The sequence below is a fragment of the Sporosarcina sp. E16_8 genome, assembly GCF_017347095.1.
Classification (GTDB): Bacteria; Bacillota; Bacilli; order Bacillales_A; family Planococcaceae; genus Sporosarcina.
The window spans coordinates 100,634-123,455 of sequence record NZ_JADPRZ010000007.1 but is presented as its reverse complement, the minus strand read 5'-3'; the positions used below and the strand labels follow the sequence as shown (position 1 = coordinate 123,455).

Sequence of the window (22,822 nt, the reverse complement as noted above, 5' to 3'; positions counted from 1 at the left end):
AGTTTAAGTTACAGAACCATAACTTACTTAGTTGTAGCTTTTTCTTTTTCTTGATCCATTACAATATGACGGTAACGCTGCATTCCTGTTCCAGCCGGAACTAGTTTTCCGATAATAACGTTTTCTTTCAAGCCAAGTAACTCGTCCGTTTTCCCCTTGATAGCTGCATCCGTCAAGACACGAGTTGTCTCTTGGAATGATGCTGCCGATAAGAAGGATTCCGTTTCAAGTGAAGCTTTCGTAATACCGAGAATAACAGGACGACAAGTCGCCGGAATTTTATTAACTTTTAGTACTTCCGCATTTGCATCCGAGAATTGGTGGATGTCGAGTAGTGAACCCGGCAATAGATTCGTGTCCCCTGCTTCGATGATACGCACCTTACGAAGCATTTGGCGAACCATTACTTCAATGTGCTTATCACCAATTTCAACACCCTGGCTACGGTAAACTTTTTGAACTTCTTTCAATAGATAGACTTGAACGGTAACAACGTCTTTGACAACAATAAGTTCTTTCGGATCGATAGAACCTTCTGTTATGACTTCACCCCGGTCAATTAAATCACCGACATCAACTTTTAGACGGGCGTTGTATGGCGTCAGATATTTCCGCGTTTCTACTTCGCCTTCAATCGTAATTTCTTTTTGACCTTCACGTATTTCATCAATTTCAATGATTTGACCTTTGATTTCCGAAATAACTGCAACCCCTTTAGGATTACGTGATTCGAAAATTTCCTGGATACGTGGAAGACCTTGCGTTATGTCAGACCCTGCAACTCCACCTGTATGGAACGTACGCATTGTAAGCTGTGTACCCGGCTCACCGATAGATTGTGCAGCGATAATACCAACCGCTTCACCAACCTCAACTGTTTCACCTGTTGCCAAGTTAATGCCGTAACATAGTTTACAAACGCCGTGTTTCGTATTACATGTGAACGCAGAGCGGATTGTTATTTGTTCAAATCCTGCATCCAAAATGGCACGAGCTGCATCAGCAGTGATCAAGCCATCTCGTTTAAGAATTAAAGCACCTGTTTCAGGATGATAAATCGTTTTCTTCGTGTGACGGCCTTCGATACGTTCATCCAGACCTTCGATTACTTCCGTTCCATCCATAAGTGCTCCGATATCCAATCCGCGATCTGTACCACAATCATCTTCACGGACAATTACGTCTTGTGCAACATCGACAAGTCTACGTGTTAAGTAACCTGAGTCAGCCGTCTTAAGAGCAGTATCTGCAAGTCCTTTACGAGCACCGTGCGTTGATATGAAGTATTCAAGCACCGTCAGACCTTCACGGAATGACGATTTGATTGGTAGTTCAATGATTCGGCCGGCCGGATTGGCCATCAGACCACGCATACCAGCAAGCTGCGTAAAGTTTGACGCGTTACCCCGGGCACCCGAGTCACTCATCATATAAATCGGGTTTGAGTGGTCAAGTGAGTCCATCAGTTTGTCTTGGATTACATCCTTAGCATGGCTCCAGTAAGAGATAACGCGATCATATCGCTCTTCCTCTGTAATGAGACCACGACGGAACTGTTGCAACACTTTATCCACTTTTTCTTGTGCTTCACTCAAGATTGCATCTTTATTCGGCAAGACGACAATATCGGATATACCAATTGTAATTCCTGCACGAGTAGAGTATTTGAATCCAAGATTTTTCATACGGTCAAGCATTCTTGACGTTTCTGTAATATGGAAACGTTTGAAGATTTCCGCAATGATATTTCCAAGGATTTTTTTCTTAAATGGTTCGATCAATTCCTGTTCAGCAACATGTTCTCTTATATTGACAGTCCCAGAAACAAAATACTTGTCTGGTGTTTCAATTTGCAAGTTGAAGTCTGACGGCTCGTTAATATACGGGAACGATTTCGGCAAAATCTCGTTGAAAATCACTTTTCCGACTGTTGTTATAAGAAGTTTGGCATTCTGTTCCTCTGTGAAAGTAGGGTTATTGAGAGACCTTGCCTGCACAGCGATACGCGAATGAAGATGCACGTGACCGTTATGATAAGCAATTAGTGCTTCATCCGCATCACGGAATGAGCTACCTTCTCCTGACGCGCCTATACGTTCCAGTGTAAGGTAATAGTTTCCTAAAACCATATCCTGTGAAGGCGTAACGACTGGTTTTCCGTCTTTCGGGTTCAAAATGTTTTGTGCTGCTAGCATAAGTAGACGCGCTTCCGCTTGTGCTTCTGCGGATAACGGAACGTGGACTGCCATTTGGTCACCATCAAAGTCAGCGTTATAAGCTGTACAAACGAGTGGGTGAAGCGTAATCGCACGTCCTTCTACAAGGATTGGTTCGAATGCTTGAATACCAAGTCGGTGAAGAGTCGGGGCACGGTTCAATAGGACCGGATGCTCCTTGATGACTTCTTCAAGAACGTCCCATACTTCTGAATGAAGGCGTTCAATTTTACGTTTGGCACTCTTAATGTTGTGCGCAAGACCACGTTCAACGAGTTCTTTCATAACAAACGGTTTAAACAGTTCAATCGCCATTTCTTTCGGCAGACCACACTGATACATTTTCAGGTTAGGTCCAACAACGATAACGGAACGACCAGAATAGTCAACACGTTTTCCTAGTAAGTTTTGACGGAAGCGTCCTTGCTTACCTTTCAGCATATGAGAAAGGGATTTAAGTGGACGGTTACCAGGTCCTGTAACCGGACGGCCACGACGACCATTATCAATGAGCGCATCGACTGCTTCTTGCAGCATCCGCTTCTCATTCTGAACAATGATCCCTGGTGCTCCTAAATCTAATAGGCGTTTCAATCTGTTGTTCCGGTTGATGACCCTTCGGTACAGGTCGTTCAAGTCGGATGTTGCAAATCGTCCACCATCAAGTTGTACCATCGGGCGAAGCTCCGGCGGGATGACTGGTAACACTTCAAGAACCATCCATTCAGGCTTATTGCCCGAGTTACGGAATGCTTCAACAACCTCTAGGCGTCTGATTGCACGCGTACGACGTTGCCCTTGAACAGTTTTCAATTCTTCTTTCAAGAACTCCATCTCTTTTTCAAGATCGATAGCTGCAAGAAGACGTTCAATTGCTTCAGCGCCCATAAGCGCTTGGAATTTAGAACCATACTTTTCGCGGTAGATACGGTATTCGCGTTCGGAAAGCAGTTGCTTTCTTTCAAGCGGAGTATCCGCAGGATCAACGACTACATAAGACGCGAAATAGATAATTTCCTCCAGAGCACGTGGTGTCATATCAAGGATAAGGCCCATTCGGCTTGGAATTCCTTTGAAGTACCAAATATGTGTTACTGGAGCTGCTAGTTCAATATGTCCCATACGTTCACGACGGACTTTTTGACGCGTCACTTCTACTCCACAACGGTCACAAACGACGCCTTTATAACGAACGCGTTTATACTTCCCGCAATGACATTCCCAATCTTTTGTAGGTCCAAAAATACGTTCACAGAACAGACCATCTTTTTCGGGTTTCAAAGTTCGGTAGTTAATTGTTTCCGGCTTTTTTACTTCACCATATGACCATGAACGGATCTTATCAGATGAAGCAAGCCCTATCTTCATATACTCAAAATTGTTTACATCTATCAAGGAGCCTACCTCCCTCTAGTCTTATCGCTGCAATTGGCTTTTCCGAGCAAGCGCACACTTTATATTCAAAAGAGAAGGGGGAAAATGTTGATTTTCCCCCGGATTCATTTATATCATTCACTAGGCTACTCAAACAGGCTGATTTTCTTTTATAAGATTCAAAGCATCTGTTGGTTGCATATCATCGTCTTCATCAAGATCGCGTAACTCGATTTCTTCAAAATCAATCGACAGCATCTTAACATCTAAACCAAGACTTTGAAGTTCTTTTATAAGAACTTTAAAGGATTCTGGAACACCTGGTTGTGGAACACTTTCACCTTTAACAATCGCTTCGTACGTCTTCACGCGTCCTACGACGTCATCCGACTTAACAGTAAGAATCTCTTGAAGCGTATAAGCTGCTCCATAGGCTTCAAGTGCCCACACTTCCATCTCACCGAAACGTTGTCCACCGAACTGAGCTTTACCGCCCAGTGGTTGTTGTGTGACGAGTGAATATGGTCCTGTTGAACGAGCGTGAAGCTTATCGTCGACCATGTGGGCCAGTTTGATAATATACATGACACCGACTGATACACGGTTATCGAAAGCTTCTCCTGAACGACCGTCATACAGAATAGTTTTTCCATCACGGTCCATCCCGGCTTCTTCCATCGTTTCCCAAACATCCCGTTCGTTCGCCCCATCAAATACAGGTGACGCCATATGGATGCCAAGGGTACGAGACGCCATACCAAGGTGCATTTCTAATACCTGTCCGATGTTCATACGTGATGGAACACCAAGTGGGTTAAGCATTAGGTCAATTGGCGTGCCGTCCGGTAAATAAGGCATATCCGCTTCAGGTAAGATGCGGGAAATAACCCCTTTGTTTCCATGACGTCCTGCCATTTTGTCCCCAACGGAAATTTTCCGTTTTTGGACGATGTATGCGCGGACCAATTGGTTAACGCCCGGTGGCAATTCATCGCCATCTTCACGATTAAACACTTTCACGTCTAACACAATCCCACCAGCGCCATGCGGTACTTTGAGGGATGTATCACGGACTTCACGTGCTTTTTCACCGAAAATTGCATGTAAAAGTCGTTCTTCAGCAGTCAGTTCAGTTACACCTTTAGGAGTCACTTTGCCGACAAGAATATCACCATCACGAACTTCGGCTCCGATACGAATGATTCCACGGTCATCCAAGTTACGTAGCGAATCTTCACCCACGTTCGGAATATCGCGCGTAATTTCTTCAGGACCAAGTTTCGTATCCCTTGCTTCAGATTCGTATTCTTCGATATGGACCGAAGTATAGACATCATCTTTTACAAGACGTTCGCTCATGATTATTGCATCTTCATAGTTGTAGCCGTCCCATGTCATAAATGCCATCAAGACGTTGCGACCAAGCGCTAGCTCTCCTTGCTCCATTGAAGGACCATCTGCAAGAATATCAAAAGGTTTAACGCGATCCCCTACACTACAAATTGGACGTTGGTTATAACATGTCCCTTGGTTCGAACGGATAAAGTTTTCAAGACGATATATTGTAAGATCGCCTTTAACTTCTTTTCCATCAACTGTTTCAATACGACGAACACGAATCTCTCTAGCCTCGACATGCTCGACAATTCCGTCAAACTTCGCAAGTACAGCGGCACCCGAATCGCGTGCTGATATGTGTTCCATACCAGTTCCTACAAATGGTGATTCTGGATTGAGAAGAGGGACTGCTTGACGTTGCATGTTCGCTCCCATAAGGGCACGGTTGGAGTCATCATTCTCTAAGAAAGGAATACATGCTGTTGCCGCAGAAACTACTTGTTTAGGCGAAACATCCATGTAGTCAATCTGTTCACGTTTAAAGACAGTGTTGTCTCCTTGGAAACGACCGACGACTCCTTCATTAACAAAAGAACCATCTTCTGCAAGTATTGCGTTTGCTTGTGCTACGACATAGTTATCCTCTACATCCGCAGTCAAGTAATCGATTCTAGAAGTAACGCGACCAGAGATAGGGTCAACTTTCCGATATGGTGTTTCAATAAATCCAAACTTATTCACTTTCGCAAACGTAGAGAGTGAGTTAATCAGTCCAATATTCGGTCCCTCTGGCGTTTCAATTGGACACATGCGTCCGTAATGGGAGTAATGCACGTCACGTACTTCCATTCCTGCACGTTCCCTTGTCAAACCACCAGGTCCTAGTGCAGACAGCCTGCGTTTATGTGTTAATTCGGCAAGCGGATTCGTCTGATCCATGAACTGAGAAAGTTGTGAACTACCAAAGAACTCTTTAATTGATGCGATAACAGGACGAATATTAATCAACTGCTGAGGTACGATTGACTGCGTATCATTAATAGACATACGTTCTTTTACGACACGTTCCATACGAGAAAGCCCAATACGGAACTGGTTTTGAAGAAGTTCACCTACTGAACGCAGACGACGGTTACCGAGATGATCGATATCATCCGTATTACCAACGCCATGAAGAAGGTTGAAGAAATAACTAATTGAAGCAACGATATCTGCCGGCGTTACATGCTTGATAGAATCATCTACATATGCGTTCGATATTACGTTGATTACTTGTTTTTCTTCACTTTTCGGAGAATAAATTTTGATGGACTGAATTGTTATTTTTTCGTCAAGAACTCCACTTGCATGAGTAATCTCTTCGAAACCGATTCCTTTTTCCAAATGCGGAAGAAGACGGTCCAATGCACGGCGATCGATGAGTTGATCTTTTTCAAGCAGTATTTCACCAGTTTCAGGGTCGACAAGTGTTTCAGCAACAACCTGGTTGAACAAGCGATTTTGTGCATGAAGCTTCTTATTCATCTTATAGCGACCCACATTCGCTAAATCATACCGTTTCGCATCGAAAAATCGTGAGAACAAAAGGTTCTTCGCGCTATCTAGTGTTGGTGGTTCACCCGGGCGAAGGCGTTCGTATATCTCAAGCAATGCTTTTTCAGAGCTTTCAGTGTTGTCCTTTTCAAGTGTGTTGCGCAGATACTCATTATCACCGATTAAATCAATGATTTCCTGGTCGGATGAGAATCCGAGTGCACGAAGGAGTACCGTAACCGGCAACTTACGTGTCCGATCAATACGGACGTGAACAACATCTTTTGCATCTGTTTCATATTCAAGCCAAGCACCGCGATTCGGAATAACAGTTGCCCCGAAACCACGTTTACCATTTTTGTCCGTTTTGTCACTGTAATAAACACTTGGAGACCGGACAAGCTGGGAGACAATTACCCTCTCCGCACCATTAATAACAAATGTACCGTTTTCTGTCATGAGCGGAAAATCACCCATAAAGACATCCTGCTCTTTTACTTCTTCCGTCTCTTTATTGTGGAGACGTACTTTTACACGTAGCGGAGCTGCAAACGTTACATCACGCTCTTTCGATTCCTCAACAGGGTATTTAGGATCCCCAAGAGTATAATCGATGAACTCCAACGATAAATTTCCCGTAAAGTCTTGAATCGGAGAAATATCGCGGAACATATCCAGCAGTCCTTCTTCTAAGAACCACTCATAAGATGCCGTCTGGATTTCAATCAGATTCGGCAGATCGAGCACTTCGCTGATCCGTGCGAAACTTCTCCGCTGACGGTGTTGACCATACTGTACTAGATGACCTGTCAACTCTTTCACCCCTTATAAAACAATATTAGTTCTTTGCGAAACCACAAAAATAGTGTATGATATCGAAAAAAACAAAAAGAAAACGAGTTCTGGCAAGAGCTCATTTTCGGTTTTACCATCTTTTATACATTGTCAGTATGCCTTTCATTTCCATTATTCATGCAAAAGGGCATACGACCGCACTATAATAATTTATGCATTTTATAACATTACCATATCAAAACTATCGAGTCAATTTTTTTCGACTCTTAAAATATAATAACCCTTCTTCTTTACGACTGTCTCAACATTACCAAAAAGCCCTGTTAAACAATCTATCGTCGAAGGTGCACCCTGTTTCTTTTGGATGACGATCCACAACTCACCGCCAACTTTAAGTTTCGAAAAAGCGCCTTCGTAAAACTTGAATACCGTCTCTTTTCCTGCACGGATAGGCGGATTCGTCAAAATTGCAGCAAACCCCTCTGCCGTGACATCGGATAATGCATCACTTGGATAAATCTCTGCATTTGAAATGCCGTTTTGTTTTGCATTATGCGCAGCAAGAGCGAGTGCACGTTCATTCACGTCAACCATGTGAATGCTCCGTTCCGGAAAAGATGCGGCAATCGATAAACCAATCGGACCATAGCCACAACCAATATCAAGAATTAAACCATCCGTTTCCGGTATGATAAAAGCCTCAGCCAAGAGTTGCGAACCGAAATCCACTTCACCTTTACTAAACACGCCAGCATCCGTCTTGAATCGGAATGTTTTTCCACGTAACTCTGCAGACCATTCTTTCGGATTACTCTTCACTTTCGGATTTTCCGAGTAGTAATGTTCAGACATAACAGTCTTCCCCCTCGTATAGAGACTTGAAACGCAAAAAAATAAGATAGCTTACGTACACTATCGGTTAAATGACCTGTTTGTCACAAGTCCAGATAAAAAAACGAAGAAAAGCTCGCCCAAATCCGACAAGCTTTTCTTCATTATTCAAAAATTACTTAACTTCAATACCTGCGCCTACAGCTTCAAGCTTCGCTTTGATTTCTTCAGCTTCGTCTTTAGATACGCCTTCTTTGATTGCTTTTGGAGCTTCATCAACAACTGCTTTCGCTTCTTTCAAGCCAAGGCCTGTAATTTCGCGAACTGCTTTGATAACTTTGATTTTCTCTTGTCCAGCAGCAGTAAGAATTACGTCGAATTCAGTTTGCTCCTCTTCAACAGCAGCACCAGCACCAGCCATTGCAACAGGTGCAGCAGCAGTTACGCCAAATTCTTCTTCGATTGCTTTTACAAGGTCGTTAAGTTCAAGTACTGTCATTTCTTTGATCGCTTCAAGGATGTTTTCTTTAGTCATTATAATTTCCTCCTAATATTCTTTTTTTGTCGGGCTTAACCCGCAAGTGGTATTTCAGGCTGCTTTATTAAGCGCCTTGTTCTTCTTTTTGCTCTGCAACTGCTTTTGTTGCAAGCGCAAAGTTGCGCATTGGAGCTTGAAGTACGCTGAGAAGCATAGATAGTAGACCTTCGCGTGACGGAAGTTCCGCCAATGCTTTAATGTCTGCTTCTGATGCAAGTACGCCTTCGATTACGCCAGCTTTAATTTCAAGCTTGTCGTTTTTCTTTGCAAAATCGTTAAGGATTTTTGCAGGAGCAACAACGTCTTCATTTGAAAATGCAATTGCATTAGGGCCCGTTAGGTGTTCGCTCAACCCTTCAAGTCCTGCAGCTTCAGCAGCACGGCGTGACATCGAGTTTTTATAAACTTTGAAGTCAATACCTGCTTCACGAAGTTGTTTACGAAGTTCCGTTACTTGACCTACAGTCAGACCACGGTAGTCGACAACAACAACAGAAGCTGCTGATTTCAACTTATCAGTAATTTCACCAACTACTGCTTGTTTAGCTTCTAATACTGTGCTCATTTGGACACCTCCTAAAAAAGTTTGGGTCACTTATACCGATATGAAAAGCCCTCAATCTACAGAAGTAGACTGAGGGCTGAAAAGTCGTCATCTTTTAAAAGAAAAAGAGCGTCTTGTCCTCGGCAGGAATATTTAAGCGCATGCGCTCCTGCTGTCTACGGTACAAATGATTATATTCACAACAAGAGTCATCTTATCAAAAGATTATCTGTTTGTCAATATTATTTATTAACTACTACGCTTGAAGGATCAACTTTTACAGAAGGACCCATTGTTGTCGTAATGTTAACCGACTTCATGTATGTTCCTTTTGCAGTAGCTGGCTTCGCTTTTAGAACAGTTTCAAAAACAGTTGCGAAGTTTTCCGCAAGTTTAGCATCGTCGAATGAAACTTTTCCGATTGGAGCGTGGATAATTCCAGCTTTGTCCGCACGGTATTCAACTTTACCAGCTTTGATTTCTGCTACAGCTTTCGCTACGTCAAATGTTACTGTTCCTGTTTTCGGGTTAGGCATAAGTCCTTTTGGCCCAAGAACACGACCAATTTTCCCTACTTCACCCATCATGTCAGGTGTTGCAACGATAACGTCAAAGTCGAACCAACCTGATTGAATTTTAGCGATATATTCCGCATCTCCTGCATAGTCTGCACCAGCAGCTTCAGCTTCTTTAAGTTTTTCGCCTTTAGCAAAAACGAGAACGCGTTGAGTATTACCAGTACCGTTTGGAAGTACAACTGCCCCACGGATTTGTTGGTCATTTTTACGAGTGTCGATTCCAAGACGGAATGCAACTTCGACTGTTGCGTCGAAATTAACTGTGCTTGTTTTTTTCGCAAGTTCGATCGCTTCAGCAGCGCCGTATGCTTTCATGTGTTCAACTAGCTTTGCAGCTTCTGTGAACTTTTTACCTTTTTTAGCCATTTAAAATTTCCTCCTCGATTGTGGTTTTAACGGGTTAAACCTCCCACGAATAAGGGTTGCGCGCTCCGGAGAACAAGCGCAACCCCCACTACAAACAACTATTGATTTATAAAATCATAATCAGTCTTCGATCGTGATTCCCATACTGCGAGCAGTACCTTCAACCATTGCCATCGCTGCTTCAACTGACGCCGCGTTTAAATCTTCCATCTTTTGTTCTGCTATTTCGCGAACTTTATCACGTTTCACAGTAGCAACTTTCTTTTTATTCGGTTCACCTGAACCTTTTGTAAGATTAGCTGCAACCTTCAGCAAAACTGCTGCCGGTGGAGTTTTTGTAATAAATGTAAATGAACGGTCTTCGAATACAGAGATTTCAACAGGAATAATAAGACCTGCTTGATCTGCAGTACGCGCATTGAATTCTTTACAGAATCCCATGATGTTCACACCTGCTTGTCCTAACGCCGGTCCAACTGGTGGAGCCGGATTCGCTTTTCCTGCAGGAATTTGCAATTTAACAACCTTTATGACTTTTTTAGCCACGAGACACACCTCCTTAAGTCCGTGATGTGGTAATAGGGTTGCCCCTCCCACTCATATGTGCCTGCCGACTTACGCCGGTAGAATTTGATAGTTCGTCCAAACCATTTGTTTACAGTCTGACCTTTGAAATGATACCACTATTTCACGATATATGCAAGTAGTAAACGTTTATATCTTTTGAACTTGTTCGAAGTCGAGTTCCATATTTGTCTCTCGGCCGAACATATCGACAGATACCTTCACTTTACCTTTATCTTCATCAATTTCTTCCACTTTACCTTGGAAGTTCGCAAATGGCCCTTCAAGTACCTCAACCATTTCGCCAACAGCGAAGTCAATCTCTACTTTACGCTCTTTCACACCCATTTGTTTGAGGATGAAATCGACTTCTTCAGGAAGTAATGGTGTCGGCTTGGCGCCGCCGCCTGACGAACCGATGAAACCCGTTACGCCCGGTGTATTACGTACAACATACCAGGAATCGTCCGTCATAATAATTTCCACAAGAACATAACCTGGGAAAGTCTTTTTGAGGAGAACACGTTTCTTACCATCTTTGAAATCTGTTTCTTCTTCTTCCGGGATGACAACGCGGAATATTTTATCAGACATACCCATCGTTTCAACACGTTTTTCCAGATTGGCTTTCACCTTATTCTCATAACCGGAGTACGTATGAACGACGTACCAATTTTTTTCCATATCCATAGTGACGAGGACTAAACGTCCGTCCCTCCTTTTTCCCTACAATTAAATAAAAACGCAAGCGCCTGGACTAAAGACGTTGGAGTTTAGACAATTGAAAAATCCCGTTCATACTGTCAGACGGGATATTTTTCAAGGGGAATATTTATAGTGCTTTATTATAACGCAATGTACCATTCCAACACTCGTGAAATGCCAAGGTCAACGAGTCCGAAGTAAACTGCCATGAATACGACTGTCGAAAGAACAACAATTGTGTAACGCGTTAATTCTTTACGTCTCGGCCAGCTTACTTTTCTCATTTCCGAGACAACGTCTTTGAAAAAACCAGTTAACTTGCTCATTATACCGTAAACCTCCGAATATAAGTATGATTCTGCTTCCTAACTAACCGCTTCATGCCGTTTGCCTATGCAGTGTATGTGCATTGCAATGCCTGCAAAACTTATTAATTGACAAACGTTCTGTTGGCTTATCTTTCCGTGCCGGCACGGAATAGTTTCGTGATCCGCATGTATCGCAACTTAAAATAATTTTTTTAGACATTCCCTCACCCCTTACGACTCAGTGTTCTTAATTCGAAAAGAGTCGAGATAACGCATATTAAAATGCGTTAGGAGCGGAGATATAAGCTGATAAATAGCGCTGCAACCTTATGTCCCCGGACTTCTTGAACATCTTCTCATAGTCTTTCTAAAGCGTACCATCTAGCATACATGATGTCAATACGAGGAAAATGAAGGATTACCGCACTGCGTCTACTTGCATATACCGCTCGAGTTTACGTTTTATCCTCTGAAGCGCATTGTCCACAGACTTAACTTGCCTGTTCAGCTCCTCAGAAATTTCCTGATAAGACTGACCATCTAAGTATAGTGCTAGCACTTGCTTCTCAAGACCACTTAGTACTTTGTTCATTTCATCTTCCATTTGGACAAAATCTTCTCGGTGAATCATCAGTCCTTCAGGGTCATCCAGTACTGGTCCTGCAATTACGTCAAGTAATGTGCGGTCGGATTCTTCGTCAAATACCGGCTTGTCCAATGACACCGACGTGTTAAGCGGGATATGCTTCTGTCTTGTTGCAGTTTTAATTGCCGTGATAATCTGCCGCGTGATGCAAAGTTCCGCAAACGCCTTGAATGAACTCAATCTATCCTCTTTAAAATCACGTATTGCTTTGTATAGACCGATCATACCTTCTTGAATGATATCTTCCCGGTCTCCACCGATAAGAAAATATGAGCGTGCTTTCAATCTAACAAAAGATTGGTACTTCCTAATAAGGAAATTAAGCGCATCCGTATTGCCTTCGTGGATGATTGCTATGATTTCCCCGTCTGATAATCCGGTGAAATCTGATATGCTACCTTCAACGTAAGTTTTCTCCACCACCTGGATCACCCCGGTTCGTTATCACTATTATATAACAAGTATACCGTATGGGAAATTTTTACGTCAACCGTTCATTTCATCCCACGCCGCCATTTTTCAAATATTTCTGCAACTTCGTCAGTTAAAGGGATCTTCGAAAGTGGCCGCTGCCCTTTGATAGCCTTCACTTTCGCCGAAATGAGATCATCAATTTTATTTACTTCAAGTTCTAGCTCACGAGCTGATTTTCGGAGAGCTCCATGCGCAAAAATGACCCATTGTTCTGTCAAGTCCGATGTAGCTACATGAATTTGTACACGTCGCCCTCCCAATTCAGAGACAAGCTTTTCAATTCTTTCATCGGCTGTTTCCTTTTCTCGAGTAAAGACAATTTCGACATTATGATGCCGTTTCTTCTTTTCGATACCCGGCACAAGATGCGCATCAAAAACAATAATAACCCGCCACCCGGTATGCGCCTTGTATTCCGCCATCCGTTCAATTAGGCGGTCACGTGCATCCGCTAGCTTTTTTCGCTTCATGCCACCCAGTTCCTCCCATGCGCCAATGATGTTGTAACCATCGACCAGGAGTATATCTGTTGTCATCTGCCAGATGTATGCGGTTGACGTTTGCGCAGGACCTCATACATAAGAAGCGAAGCTGCAACAGATGCGTTTAATGATGTAACATGCCCAATCATCGGCAAATGGTATAGGAAATCACATTTCTCTTTCAAAATACGTGACATTCCTTTCCCTTCACTTCCAATAATGACGGCAAGTGGTAGTGTCGCATCCATCAGTCTGTAATCCACCGATTTCGCAGCATCTGTACCCGCGATCCACACACCCCGTTTTTTCAGGTCCTCCACCGTTTGTGAAAGATTATTCACACGAACGACAGGGATATGTTCGATTGCACCAGTCGATGACTTCGCAACAACACCTGTCAATCCGACAGCGCGACGCTTCGGAATAATGACTCCGTGCACACCCGATGCGTCAGCTGTCCGCAGAATGGAACCCAGATTATGAGGATCTTCAAGTTCATCGAGAATAAGGAAGAATGGATCTTCCCCACGCTCAGTCGCAACAGTAAATAGATCTTCAAGTTCCGCATATTCGTAAGCGGCAACCGAAGCGACAATCCCTTGGTGATTTATATCAAGCAAACCATCCAATTTTTGTTTTGGTACTGCCTGCACGATAATTCCTGCTTTTTTTGCTAAAGATAGGATTTCACCAATACTTTTCATATTTAGTCCCTCAGCAACCCATATCTTATTTAATTCCCTGCCCGAGCGCAGTGCTTCTACGACGGGATTTTTCCCACCGATTAATTCGGATTCAACTTCGTTTTCGTTTTCGTGTTCATTCATTTCGACTCTTCCTCCTTTGGCATTTCGATAAACCGTATTGACTCAACGATAATTTCTTGCACGCGTTCTGTTCTCCCTAATAAGTGTAGATAACCGATGACCGCTTCAAATCCTGAACTGTAATTATACGTTACAACATCCGTATTTTTAGGGACTGAGCCAGACTTCGCGTTGCGGCCACGTCTCATGACCGCCTCTTCTTCTTCCGTCAGAAACCCCGACGCCTGCATCATCTTAAGTGTAGCTGCCTGTGATTTCGCTGAAACATAATGCGTTGCTTCTCTGTGCAGTACATTCGGTTTTACACGACCTGAACGCAGGAGATGCTCCCGTATCGCCTGTTCATACACCGCGTCACCCATGTAAGCAAGGGCCAGCGCTTTTAGTTGTTTCACATCTATATCTCGTAAGTTATATACGTTGCTCATCCTCTTTTCCAACGCATGCCTTGTGCTGTATCTTCTAGAATGATACCTTGCGCTTTCAATTCATCACGAATTTCATCCGACCGTTTGAAATCTTTGTTACGACGTGCCGTGATTCGTTCTTCGATTAACGTTTCGACATCTTCATCCAATAGCCCTGTTTCTTCATCCATCGGCAATCCGAGAACTGTCATTAGTCCATCAAATGTATGGATGAAATGCTTAAGTACATCAGATTGTGTGTTTTTTTCTACTAAATAGACGTTTGCAAGTTTTGATAATTCGAATACCGATGCAATAGCGTTAGCCGTGTTAAAATCATCATCCATCGCCAATTCAAAATTGTTTTTAATTTCATTCACTTTATAATTCCAGATATCCTTCTGATCACCAAGATCTGCGGACGTCGCAAGTCGGTGTTTCAAATTGTTGTACGCTGTACGAATGCGCGCAAGTCCATTCTCTGCACTTACAACTAGATCTTGTGAGAAGTTGACTGGGTGTCTGTAATGAACAGATAATATGAAGAAACGAAGTACTTTCGGATCAATTTGCTTTCTTATATCGTTCACAAGTACAAAATTGCCAAGTGATTTAGACATTTTTTCATTGTCTATATTAATGTAACCATTGTGCATCCAATAGCGTGCAAATTGCTTGCCTGTCATCGCTTCGGATTGAGCAATTTCGTTTTCATGATGCGGAAACGTTAAATCTTGGCCACCTGCGTGAATATCTATTGTATCGCCGAGGTGTTCTCTTGCCATAACCGAGCATTCGATATGCCAACCCGGACGGCCCAATCCCCATGGACTTTCCCATGATATTTCACCAACCTTAACAGCTTTCCATAAGGCGAAGTCCAGTGGATTTTCTTTCTTGATACCTTCTTCGATACGCGCACCAACCTTCAGCTCATCCGTCGATTGGTGAGACAACTTTCCGTAGCCTTCGAATTTCTGAGTACGATAGTAGACATCCCCTTGCGATTCGTAAGCGAAACCTTTATCAATTAGTACTTTCACGAATTGGACGATGTCCTCGATATGATCCGTTACTCGCGGATGAACGTCCGCTTTACTGCAGCCGAGTGCCGAGACGTCTTCAAAGTAAGCGGCGATGAAGCGGTCTGTCAGCTCACCGACCTCTTCCCCTAGCTCATTTGCCGCTTTAATAATCTTATCGTCAACGTCTGTGAAATTCGAAACGTATGTTACATCATACCCACGATATTCAAGGTAGCGTCGCACTGTATCAAAAGCGATAACCGGTCGCGCATTTCCTATATGAATGTAGTTGTACACAGTCGGACCGCAGACGTACATTTTCACTTTGCCCTCTTCCAATGGAATGAAAGGCTCTTTTTTGCGTGTCAGCGTATTGTAGATTTGAATTGTCATGATAAATCTCCTTCCTTTACTTTAGAACCCTCTAATTGATTGAACCTATTTTTCAATTCGCTAATTTCATCTTCAAGCATCTGGCATCTATCTGCCACAGGATCCGGCATGTCACGGTGATCATGTTTGCTCTTCACTCTAACACCGTTCGAAATGACGACTTTCCCCGGAATACCTACAACCGTCGATTCGGGCGGAACATCTTTCAGCACAACTGAACCAGCTCCCACTTTACTACCTTCACCGATCGTGATCGAACCGAGCACTTTCGCACCAGATGCAACAAGGACATTATCATGAAGTGTCGGATGCCGCTTGCCGCATTCTTTACCTGTACCACCGAGGGTCACACCTTGGTAAATCGTTACGTCGTTGCCGATTTCACAGGTTTCCCCAATAACAACACCCATTCCATGATCTATGAAAAACCTACGTCCTATTTTTGCACCGGGATGAATTTCGATACCTGTGAAAAATCGGCTAATTTGTGAAACGAGCCGTGCCAAAAACAACAACTTCCGCTTGTATAAAGCATGTGCAATTCGATGAGACCATAATGCATGTAAACCTGAATAAGTTAGAACAACTTCAAAAATAGTACGCGCTGCCGGGTCCTGTTCAAATATGCATCGAACGTCTTCTTTCATTCTCTGAAACAACTTGTTCCCCCCCTTAAGTTCTTGTCTAGCTACGGCGGCCAGATGCGGCTGCTTCCGCATTTCTTGTCTAGCTCCAGCGGCCAGATGCTCGGGTCATAAGCCGAACTGGCTACGCGGGAAAGAGCCCCGCTTCGCCAGTCCGTCTTATGCCGGTCGCGGGCCTACTGGATGTAGGTCATGCAGCTGTTGCCACAGGAAGTGGCGCACTTAAGCTGCATTCCTTTGTAAAGGCCGCTTCCGCATTTCTTGTCTCATAAAAAAAATACGTCCCCGTCAAATAAATGACAGAGACGCATTGTATGCGCGGTTCCACTCCGCTTGGAAGGTGTTGGCCTTCCCGCTTGACGCCCATAACGCTGGCGATGCGTCCGGCCTACTTACACTTTCGGCACGGCACTCAAAGGGGCATTTCCACATTACAGAGGCACAGATCATTTACAGCCGATGATGATCCTCTCTGAAGAGCTTGCAATGTGTACTTATCCTTTTCTACGGTTTGGGCCTACAGGAGGTAGGTCATGCAGTGGAGACGGATCGAACTTCATCCCTCTTCGTTGCGACAGGACGTCGCGATTTTAGACCGCGTTCCTTGAAACGCTCTCCCATAGTTATTAGCTTTCATTTTACATTTCAAACGATGAAAGTCAACGTTATTGTTTTGCGTATTTAGCAACTCGTTCAATTGACTTTTCTTTCCCGATCAACGCAATAGACGCCTGTAATTCAGGACCATGCATTTGACCAGTTGTCACAACACGAATCGGCATAAATAAGTTTTTTCCTTTATGGCCCGTTTCCTTTTGGACTGCTTTAATCGCGTCTTTAATGGACGGTGCATCGAATGTTTCAAGTGCTTCCAGCTTTTCTTTGAATGAAGCCATTACTTCAGGCACTTGCTCAGAAGCGAGTACCGCTTGGGATTCTTCATCATATTCAATCTCGTGGTCGAAAAACTGGGCAGATAATTCAACAATTTCCGCACCAAAGCTTAACTGATCCTGATAAAGGGCGATTAAATCATGTGCCCATGCAGCTTCTGATTCAGTCATTTCTTTATTGATTAGACCCGCATCTTGCAGATGTGGCAATGCGAAATCAATTACTTCTTCAAGACTCATCTTTTTCACGTATTGATTGTTCGTCCATGTCAATTTTTGTTTATCGAACATTGAAGGTGATTTAGATAGACGACTTACGTCAAACATCTTGATAAGTTCTTCGTGCGTGAAAATCTCCTCTTCTCCACCCGGCGACCAGCCAAGCAACGCAAAGAAGTTGAACATTGCTTCAGGGAGATACCCAAGATCTTTATATTGAGAGATAAATTGAATGATCGATTCGTCACGTTTTGAAAGTTTTTTACGGTCTTCGTTGACGATTAGCGTCATGTGACCGTATTGCGGATACTGCCAGCCAAAGACGTCAAAAATCATCAGTTGTTTTGGTGTATTCGTCAAATGTTCTTCACCGCGGAATACGTGGCTGATTTTCATTAGATTATCATCGATGACAACCGCAAAGTTGTAAGTTGGGATGCCATTCGCTTTAACAAGAACCCAGTCACCTACATCTTTCGATTCGAATGATACTGTACCACGAACTAGGTCTTCCACTTTATACGTTACGTTCTCTGGTACACGCATGCGAATTGTATGTGAAAGTCCAGCAGCTTCTTTTCCTGCCGCTTCTTCCGCACTTAAATTACGGCATTTACCGCCATACATGGGCGCTGCAATTCCAGCAGCCTTCTGCGCTTCACGCTCTGCTTCCAATTCATCTGATGTACAGAAACATTTATAAGCATTACCGCTTTCCAGTATCTCTTGACCATATTTCGTATAAATGTCAAGACGCTCCATTTGACGATAGGGACCGTATGGACCTCCAATGTCGACTGACTCATCGTAATCGATGCCAAGCCATTTTAAATTTTCAAGTTGGGAAAGTTCCCCCGCTTCGATATTACGTTCAATATCAGTATCCTCGATTCGAACAATGAATTTCCCACCGTGGTTACGTGCGAAAAGATAATTAAAAAGCGCTGTCCGTGCTCCTCCAATATGTAAATGGCCGGTTGGACTTGGCGCGTAACGTACGCGTACTTCTGAAGTCATATGAATTCTCTCCAATCTAATTTTACTACTGTTTGCTATTTTACCACTTGGCGGGGCTGTTTAAAAGGTGTTACGCCTTAACAAGCAGAATCGTCGCCATGGAAGCAATTCCTTCTTCTCTTCCAGTGAAACCTAATTGTTCCGTTGTCGTAGCTTTAACATTCACTTGTGAGACATCCGCTTTTAATAAATCAGCAACACGTTTACGAATTACTTCAATATAAGGTGCCATCTTCGGCTTTTGTGCGATAATCGTGCAGTCGATATTCCCAAGTTTATAGCCTCTGTCTTCTACAAGTGTCCAAATTTTTTCTAATAGCACCGCAGAATCAGCATCTTTGAATTCCGCATCTGTATCCGGGAAATGACGTCCGATATCCCCTTCAGCAATCGCACCAAGCGCCGCGTCAGTAATTGTATGTAAGAGCACGTCTGCATCGGAATGGCCCGTCAGTCCCCTGTCATGCGGTATCGTTATGCCACCAATGATAAGTGGACGCCCCTCCTCGAATTTATGCACATCAAAACCTTGTCCTATACGAATCATCAAAAAACCTCCTATTTTTATTCTCCTGAAAAGCGCAAGCGCCTGTTCAGGAGCGACAGGCATAAGACAGAACGGCGACGTGGCGTCCTTTGCCACTTAGCCGGGCTGACTTATGACCCTAGCTCCTAGACACAAGTTCAGGTTAAAAACTTATACATTCTTTCTTTTCAATAAAACCTCTCCGAATAGGAGATCTTCCTGCGTGGTCATCTTCACATTGTCATACGTACCTTCAACGATTCGCACAGACTCGCCAAAACGTTCGACCAACATCGATTCATCCGTCCCCAGGAAACCTTGCGCTTGTGCTTCGTCAGACGCTTCTTTCAGCAAAGCATATCGAAATGCCTGAGGCGTCTGGATGATCCATAACCTGCCACGATCCACCGTCTCCTCAACGATGCCAGCCTCTGCATATTTCATCGTATCTTTTGCCCGCACACCTACGATTGCCGCACCGTGCTCGTCAGCCACTTTTACAAGCTCAGAAATAACTGTTCGACGAATGAAGGGCCTTGCAGCATCATGGACAAGGACAATGCCGCCCAAGTCATGCGCTTTCATACATGCCGCAACGCTATCTTGCCTCTCCCCACCACCATCTACCATTGCTACAACTTTCGTAATGGCAAACTGTTCAAGCATTAACTGGATTTGCATACGTTCGTCCGGTTTTACCGCAAGAATAACTCCCTCACACGCTGGATCATCTTCGAACACTTCAAGTGTATGAATCAGAATCGGTTTGTCATTTAGTTTCAAAAAAAGTTTATTGTAACCGGCGCCCATTCGCTGACCACTTCCAGCTGCCGGCATCATAACTGTATAGTTCAAGACTTCTCTTCCTTTTCTTTTCATGATTACCTACTACTTAATTTACCTTCAAAATCTTACCATTTTTAAGTTTCGCAAAAATCATTCGTCCTGCCGATGTCTGCAAGACACTTGTGACGACAACGTCGATTGCATTGCCAACGTGGTATTTCCCATCTTCAACGACAATCATTGTGCCATCATCCAAATAAGCGACACCCTGATTATGTTCTTTTCCGTCTTTGACGATAACAACATGCATATCTTCACCAGGAATAACAACCGGTTTCACTGCATTTGCAAGGTCATTAATGTTCAGCACGAATACACCGTGTAAATCTGCGACTTTATTCAAATTAAAATCATTAGTCACAACGAGTCCACCCATCTTCTTCGCTAGATGGACGAGCTTCATATCGACTTCAGGAACGCCAACAAAATCCTCATCTGTGATTAAGATATTCGGACCGTCATCAGTTTGCATACGTTTCAGAACATCCAGTCCGCGTCTGCCTTTCGTCCGCTTTAACGTATCTGAGGAATCAGCAATATGTTGTAATTCCGTCAACACAAACTGAGGTACCACAAGCACTCCTTCAAGGAAACCGGTTGCCGAAATATCAGCAATCCGACCATCTATAATAACACTTGTGTCCAATATCTTATAAAGCTTACCTTTTGTTTGAGTGGATGTATCCTCCACATCTCTCTTTTTGAGTCCACTGTTTTTTGTAGATTGGAGCGTATGGATAATTTCCTCCCGCTTCTTAAACCCAACTTGAAAACCTAAATAGCCAAGTATAATCGAGAACAGTATCGGAAGGACAGACGTGATAATTGGTATCTGAATACCACTCAAACCAAAACTGACAAGGAACGCGACACTCAAACCGACAATAAGACCGAGTGTCCCGAATATCAAATCAAAAACCGGCGCTTTCAATAATCGCTCTTCCATCCACTTAATAAAATTAATAATTGGTTCTGTTAGGAATAGGCTGAGCACAAAGAGCAAAACTGCCCCTAAGATTGCTGACACATACGGATTATTAATCCATGGGCTCGTCGTAAAAGAAAATAATTTAAATAAATGCGGTAAAAATAATACACCCAGTGTTCCACCAATAAGCAGAAATGAAACTTGAACTACCTTTTTCAACATATGAACCACCTCCTTTAATTCTTAATTATACATGTTTCCGTTTCAAACCGCCTTGATAAGGTCAGTTAAATGCGATATTTCCTTCTATTCTGTTAGGACTCCCTGCCTCATACGAAAGTTTCCCATTCATTGTATCTTTACAGTTGAAAAGTGACAGGGCCGCCATAATTGTAGCCCTGTCTTTATAGTTAATCTTTAAAAGCAATTTTCAGCGCATCACTGACTGTTTCTACGCCTACTACGCGAATGCCTTTCGGATATTCCCAGCCGCCAATATTTGAAGCAGGAATTATCGCTCGCTCAAAACCGAGTTTTGCGGCTTCGGTCACACGTTGCTCAATCCGAGAGACCCGTCGCACTTCACCCGTCAACCCGACTTCACCGATAAAGCAATCAGACAAACCAGCCGCTAAGTCGCGATAACTGGAAACGATGCTCATAAGCACAGCCAAGTCGATTGCCGGCTCATCCAATTTCACGCCGCCTGCCACTTTAATATAGGCATCCTGTGCCTGTAACAGCATCCCCATACGTTTCTCAAGCACGGCCATTAACAATGACACACGGTTCTGATCGAGCCCCGTAGCCATACGTTTCGGATAGTTAAAACTAGATGGTGTAACAAGTGCTTGTATTTCAACGAGAATCGGCCGGGTTCCTTCCATGGAAGCGACAACCGTTGAACCTGCCCCGCCCTGGGATCTTTCCCGCAGGAACAGTTCGGACGGATTCAGTACTTCTTTCAAACCGGATTGCAACATTTCAAATATCGCAATTTCGTTCGTAGAGCCAAAACGGTTTTTCACGCTACGTAAAATCCGGTACGTATGATGACGCTCCCCTTCAAAATAGAGAACGGTATCCACCATATGCTCCAGCAACCGCGGTCCTGCAATCTGTCCGTCTTTCGTTACGTGGCCAACCAGGAAAATAGCGATGTTTTGCGTTTTAGCAATGCGCATCAGCTGCGCTGTACATTCACGCACTTGAGATACACTTCCTGGTGCTGACGCTACTTCTGGATGATGAACGGTCTGGATGGAATCGACAACAACAAACGTTGGTTTCACATCGGCTATCGTTTCGTGAATTAAGCCCAAATCCGTTTCTGCATAAATATAAAGTTCATCTGATTTTACGCCAAGTCGTTCTGCACGCAATTTTGTCTGACGGATTGATTCCTCACCTGAAATATAAAGAACACGCTGCCCTTGATTCGCAAGCAGTGAAGATACTTGAAGAAGGAGTGTCGACTTTCCTATACCCGGATCTCCACCGATTAGAATAAGTGAGCCGGGGACTATTCCCCCACCTAGAACGCGGTTGAACTCCTCCAAATCCGTGCCAATTCTTGGTTCTTCTATCATTTCGATTGAACTGATGGGCAGCGCCTTTTGACGGATGCCCTCTGTATGCTGAAATGCGCCCCGTGGCCCTTTTTGTACGGCTATTTCAACTTCCTCTTCCATTGTATTCCATTCCCCGCAGCCTGGGCACCGGCCCATCCACTTCGCTGATTCATAACCACATGATTTGCACATAAACTTCGATTTTCTTTTCGCCATGGAATCCTCCGAACACGA

Annotated in this window: 21 protein-coding genes and 2 other annotated features; all 21 genes read right to left on the bottom strand. The window is 43.6% G+C overall.

From position 1 onward, the window contains the following. Window positions 1-23: 23 nt before the first annotated feature. Window positions 24-3,611: a DNA-directed RNA polymerase subunit beta' gene (gene rpoC, locus I2484_RS08195; RefSeq protein WP_207150553.1), complete on the bottom strand. Its 3,588-nt coding sequence runs from the start codon at window positions 3,609-3,611 to the stop codon at window positions 24-26. A gap of 129 nt (window positions 3,612-3,740) precedes the next feature. Then, window positions 3,741-7,274, bottom strand: a complete 3,534-nt coding sequence (gene rpoB, locus I2484_RS08190) for a DNA-directed RNA polymerase subunit beta (RefSeq protein ID WP_207150552.1) — start codon at window positions 7,272-7,274, stop codon at window positions 3,741-3,743. Window positions 7,275-7,505: 231 nt separating this feature from the next. Further along, a complete protein-coding gene (locus tag I2484_RS08185) occupies window positions 7,506-8,108 on the bottom strand; it encodes a class I SAM-dependent methyltransferase (RefSeq protein ID WP_207150551.1) in 603 nt (200 codons plus the stop codon). A 154-nt stretch (window positions 8,109-8,262) separates the two neighbouring features. Beyond that, window positions 8,263-8,622 (bottom strand): 50S ribosomal protein L7/L12, encoded by a 360-nt coding sequence (gene rplL, locus I2484_RS08180; protein WP_207150550.1) that lies wholly within the window; start codon window positions 8,620-8,622, stop codon window positions 8,263-8,265. A 67-nt stretch (window positions 8,623-8,689) separates the two neighbouring features. After that, window positions 8,690-9,190, bottom strand: coding sequence for a 50S ribosomal protein L10 (gene rplJ / locus I2484_RS08175; protein WP_207150549.1), 501 nt, complete (start codon window positions 9,188-9,190; stop codon window positions 8,690-8,692). Between the two features lie 32 nt (window positions 9,191-9,222). After that, window positions 9,223-9,369 (bottom strand) — a sequence feature (ribosomal protein L10 leader region). A 42-nt stretch (window positions 9,370-9,411) separates the two neighbouring features. Then, complete coding sequence (rplA, locus tag I2484_RS08170) at window positions 9,412-10,113, bottom strand: 50S ribosomal protein L1 (RefSeq protein ID WP_207150548.1); 702 nt, start codon at window positions 10,111-10,113, stop codon at window positions 9,412-9,414. Between the two features lie 120 nt (window positions 10,114-10,233). Next, window positions 10,234-10,659 carry a 50S ribosomal protein L11 gene (rplK, locus tag I2484_RS08165; protein WP_067204710.1) on the bottom strand — a complete coding sequence of 142 codons (426 nt, stop codon included), beginning with the start codon at window positions 10,657-10,659 and terminating at the stop codon, window positions 10,234-10,236. A gap of 168 nt (window positions 10,660-10,827) precedes the next feature. Continuing rightward, window positions 10,828-11,361 carry a transcription termination/antitermination protein NusG gene (gene nusG / locus I2484_RS08160; protein WP_207150589.1) on the bottom strand — a complete coding sequence of 178 codons (534 nt, stop codon included), beginning with the start codon at window positions 11,359-11,361 and terminating at the stop codon, window positions 10,828-10,830. A 161-nt stretch (window positions 11,362-11,522) separates the two neighbouring features. Next, window positions 11,523-11,708 (bottom strand): preprotein translocase subunit SecE, encoded by a 186-nt coding sequence (secE, locus tag I2484_RS08155; RefSeq protein WP_207150547.1) that lies wholly within the window; start codon window positions 11,706-11,708, stop codon window positions 11,523-11,525. Window positions 11,709-11,760: 52 nt separating this feature from the next. Then, entirely contained in the window at window positions 11,761-11,910 is a 150-nt protein-coding gene (rpmG, locus tag I2484_RS08150; protein WP_207150546.1) for a 50S ribosomal protein L33, read from the bottom strand. A 198-nt stretch (window positions 11,911-12,108) separates the two neighbouring features. Next, entirely contained in the window at window positions 12,109-12,768 is a 660-nt protein-coding gene (sigH, locus tag I2484_RS08145) for an RNA polymerase sporulation sigma factor SigH (RefSeq protein WP_481886389.1), read from the bottom strand. 62 nt (window positions 12,769-12,830) lie between these two features. Next, window positions 12,831-13,346: an NYN domain-containing protein gene (locus tag I2484_RS08140; RefSeq protein ID WP_207150545.1), complete on the bottom strand. Its 516-nt coding sequence runs from the start codon at window positions 13,344-13,346 to the stop codon at window positions 12,831-12,833. After that, window positions 13,343-14,119, bottom strand: a complete 777-nt coding sequence (gene rlmB, locus I2484_RS08135; RefSeq protein ID WP_207150544.1) for a 23S rRNA (guanosine(2251)-2'-O)-methyltransferase RlmB — start codon at window positions 14,117-14,119, stop codon at window positions 13,343-13,345. Before rlmB ends, I2484_RS08140 begins: the two co-directional genes overlap by 4 nt. Next, window positions 14,116-14,547 (bottom strand): Mini-ribonuclease 3, encoded by a 432-nt coding sequence (locus tag I2484_RS08130; protein WP_207150543.1) that lies wholly within the window; start codon window positions 14,545-14,547, stop codon window positions 14,116-14,118. The genes rlmB and I2484_RS08130 overlap by 4 nt, the downstream gene beginning before the upstream one ends. After that, window positions 14,544-15,944, bottom strand: a complete 1,401-nt coding sequence (cysS, locus tag I2484_RS08125; RefSeq protein WP_207150542.1) for a cysteine--tRNA ligase — start codon at window positions 15,942-15,944, stop codon at window positions 14,544-14,546. Before cysS ends, I2484_RS08130 begins: the two co-directional genes overlap by 4 nt. Next, window positions 15,941-16,687 carry a serine O-acetyltransferase gene (gene cysE / locus I2484_RS08120; RefSeq protein ID WP_255551227.1) on the bottom strand — a complete coding sequence of 249 codons (747 nt, stop codon included), beginning with the start codon at window positions 16,685-16,687 and terminating at the stop codon, window positions 15,941-15,943. Before cysE ends, cysS begins: the two co-directional genes overlap by 4 nt. Before the next feature lie 199 nt (window positions 16,688-16,886). Further along, window positions 16,887-17,104, bottom strand: a binding site (T-box leader). A 149-nt stretch (window positions 17,105-17,253) separates the two neighbouring features. Beyond that, window positions 17,254-18,717 carry a glutamate--tRNA ligase gene (gene gltX, locus I2484_RS08115; protein ID WP_207150540.1) on the bottom strand — a complete coding sequence of 488 codons (1,464 nt, stop codon included), beginning with the start codon at window positions 18,715-18,717 and terminating at the stop codon, window positions 17,254-17,256. 70 nt (window positions 18,718-18,787) lie between these two features. Beyond that, on the bottom strand, window positions 18,788-19,264 hold the full coding sequence (gene ispF / locus I2484_RS08110) for a 2-C-methyl-D-erythritol 2,4-cyclodiphosphate synthase (RefSeq protein WP_207150539.1): 477 nt from the start codon (window positions 19,262-19,264) through the stop codon (window positions 18,788-18,790). Between the two features lie 150 nt (window positions 19,265-19,414). Then, complete coding sequence (gene ispD, locus I2484_RS08105) at window positions 19,415-20,098, bottom strand: 2-C-methyl-D-erythritol 4-phosphate cytidylyltransferase (RefSeq protein WP_207150587.1); 684 nt, start codon at window positions 20,096-20,098, stop codon at window positions 19,415-19,417. Between the two features lie 37 nt (window positions 20,099-20,135). Then, a complete protein-coding gene (locus I2484_RS08100; RefSeq protein ID WP_207150538.1) occupies window positions 20,136-21,239 on the bottom strand; it encodes a PIN/TRAM domain-containing protein in 1,104 nt (367 codons plus the stop codon). A 188-nt stretch (window positions 21,240-21,427) separates the two neighbouring features. Continuing rightward, the gene (radA, locus tag I2484_RS08095) at window positions 21,428-22,804 is read right to left on the bottom strand and encodes a DNA repair protein RadA (RefSeq protein ID WP_207150537.1); all 1,377 of its coding nucleotides are present in this window, start codon (window positions 22,802-22,804) and stop codon (window positions 21,428-21,430) included. Window positions 22,805-22,822: the final 18 nt, after the last annotated feature.

What these genes read in the sequence shown, in the direction of transcription:
- rlmB (WP_207150544.1), bottom strand. Translation starts at nt 14,119, where the DNA reads ATGAATGAACACGAAAACGAAAACGAAGTTGAATCCGAATTAATCGGT.
- rplJ (WP_207150549.1), bottom strand. Translation starts at nt 9,190, where the DNA reads ATGAGCACAGTATTAGAAGCTAAACAAGCAGTAGTTGGTGAAATTACT.
- gltX (WP_207150540.1), bottom strand. Translation starts at nt 18,717, where the DNA reads ATGACTTCAGAAGTACGCGTACGTTACGCGCCAAGTCCAACCGGCCAT.
- radA (WP_207150537.1), bottom strand. Translation starts at nt 22,804, where the DNA reads ATGGCGAAAAGAAAATCGAAGTTTATGTGCAAATCATGTGGTTATGAA.
- cysS (WP_207150542.1), bottom strand. Translation starts at nt 15,944, where the DNA reads ATGACAATTCAAATCTACAATACGCTGACACGCAAAAAAGAGCCTTTC.
- ispF (WP_207150539.1), bottom strand. Translation starts at nt 19,264, where the DNA reads ATGATTCGTATAGGACAAGGTTTTGATGTGCATAAATTCGAGGAGGGG.
- I2484_RS08140 (WP_207150545.1), bottom strand. Translation starts at nt 13,346, where the DNA reads ATGACAACAGATATACTCCTGGTCGATGGTTACAACATCATTGGCGCA.
- secE (WP_207150547.1), bottom strand. Translation starts at nt 11,708, where the DNA reads ATGAGCAAGTTAACTGGTTTTTTCAAAGACGTTGTCTCGGAAATGAGA.
- rplA (WP_207150548.1), bottom strand. Translation starts at nt 10,113, where the DNA reads ATGGCTAAAAAAGGTAAAAAGTTCACAGAAGCTGCAAAGCTAGTTGAA.
- rpmG (WP_207150546.1), bottom strand. Translation starts at nt 11,910, where the DNA reads ATGTCTAAAAAAATTATTTTAAGTTGCGATACATGCGGATCACGAAAC.
- I2484_RS08130 (WP_207150543.1), bottom strand. Translation starts at nt 14,547, where the DNA reads ATGAGCAACGTATATAACTTACGAGATATAGATGTGAAACAACTAAAA.
- nusG (WP_207150589.1), bottom strand. Translation starts at nt 11,361, where the DNA reads ATGGAAAAAAATTGGTACGTCGTTCATACGTACTCCGGTTATGAGAAT.
- rplL (WP_207150550.1), bottom strand. Translation starts at nt 8,622, where the DNA reads ATGACTAAAGAAAACATCCTTGAAGCGATCAAAGAAATGACAGTACTT.
- I2484_RS08100 (WP_207150538.1), bottom strand. Translation starts at nt 21,239, where the DNA reads ATGTTGAAAAAGGTAGTTCAAGTTTCATTTCTGCTTATTGGTGGAACA.
- I2484_RS08185 (WP_207150551.1), bottom strand. Translation starts at nt 8,108, where the DNA reads ATGTCTGAACATTACTACTCGGAAAATCCGAAAGTGAAGAGTAATCCG.